The sequence below is a fragment of the Stenotrophomonas sp. 2YAF22 genome (genome assembly GCF_052114665.1).
GTDB classification, from domain to species: domain Bacteria; phylum Pseudomonadota; class Gammaproteobacteria; order Xanthomonadales; family Xanthomonadaceae; genus Stenotrophomonas; species Stenotrophomonas indicatrix.
In genome coordinates, this window is sequence record NZ_JBFRFE010000812.1 from 1 (window position 1) to 1,544 (window position 1,544).

Here is a 1,544-nt window from a genome sequence, read left to right on the forward strand (position 1 = left end):
GACAAGGACACCCTCGACGCGCTGTCGCGGCAGATCGAGTTCAAGCTCAAGGATTTCCGCATCGATGCACAGGTGGTCGGCGCCAACCCCGGCCCGGTCATCACCCGCTTCGAGATCGAGCCGGCCCCCGGCATCAAGGTCAGCCAGATCAGTTCGCTGGACAAGGACATCGCCCGCGGCCTGTCGGTCAAGTCGGTGCGTGTGGTCGATGTGATCCCGGGCAAGTCGGTGATCGGCCTGGAAATCCCCAACGTCACCCGCGAGATGATCTACCTGTCCGAACTGCTGCGCTCGAAGGAGTACGACAAGTCGGCCAGTTCGCTGACCCTCGCGTTGGGCAAGGACATCGCCGGCCGCTCGACCGTGGCCGACCTGGCGCGCATGCCGCACCTGCTGGTGGCCGGTACCACCGGTTCGGGCAAGTCGGTGGCGGTCAATGCGATGGTGTTGAGCCTGCTGTTCAAGGCGTCGCCGAAAGACCTGCGGATGCTGATGATCGACCCGAAGATGCTCGAACTGAGCGTCTACCAGGGCATTCCGCACCTGCTGGCGCCGGTGGTCACCGACATGAAGGAGGCTGCCAACGGCCTGCGCTGGTGCGTGGCTGAGATGGAGCGCCGCTACAAGCTGATGAGCGCGGTGGGCGTGCGCAACCTGGCTGGCTTCAACAAGAAGGTGAAGGACGCCCAGGACGCCGGCCAGCCGATGATGGACCCGCTGTTCAAGCCGAACCCGGAGCTGGGCGAGGCGCCGCGCCCGCTGGAGACGCTGCCGTTCATCGTCATCTTCATCGACGAATTTGCCGACATGATGATGATCGTCGRCAAGAAGGTCGAAGAGCTGATCGCGCGCCTGGCGCAGAAGGCACGTGCGGCCGGCATCCACCTGATCCTGGCCACCCAGCGCCCGTCGGTGGATGTCATCACCGGCCTGATCAAGGCCAACATCCCCACCCGCATCGCCTTCCAGGTCAGCTCGAAGATCGATTCGCGCACCATCCTCGACCAGTCCGGCGCCGAGACGCTGCTCGGTCACGGCGACATGCTGTACCTGCCGCCGGGCACGGCGATGCCCGAGCGTGTGCACGGCGCCTTCGTGTCCGATGAGGAAGTGCATCGCGTGGTCGAGCACCTCAAGGCAATGGGGCCGGCCGACTATGTCGACGGCGTGCTGGACGAAGTACAGACGATGGGCGATGGCGTGGTGGTCGGTGCGACCGGCCTGCCGGAGACCAGTTCCGGCGGCGGCGATGAGTCCGACCCGTTGTACGACGAAGCGCTGCGCGTGGTCACCGAGACCCGCCGCGCGTCGATTTCCGGCGTGCAGCGTCGCCTGAAGATCGGCTACAACCGCGCGGCGCGACTGATCGAGGCCATGGAAGCGGCCGGCGTGGTCAGTCCGCCCGAGCACAACGGCGACCGCACGGTGCTGGCACCGCCGCCGCCGAAGTAAGCCAAGCCCTGCCGCACTCCCGACGTCCAAGGAACCGACGCATGCTTCAACCCGTTTCCTGTGCGCTGGCGCTTGCCTGCCTGCTGGCAGCC

At 66.0% G+C, this 1,544-nt stretch carries 1 protein-coding gene; it reads left to right on the forward strand.

The window, feature by feature from the left end; genetic code table 11:
• A partial coding sequence (locus tag AB4Y84_RS21350) for a DNA translocase FtsK (protein ID WP_442250896.1) occupies positions 1 to 1,452 on the forward strand: 1,452 nt, incomplete at its 5' end.
• Positions 1,453 to 1,544: the final 92 nt, after the last annotated feature.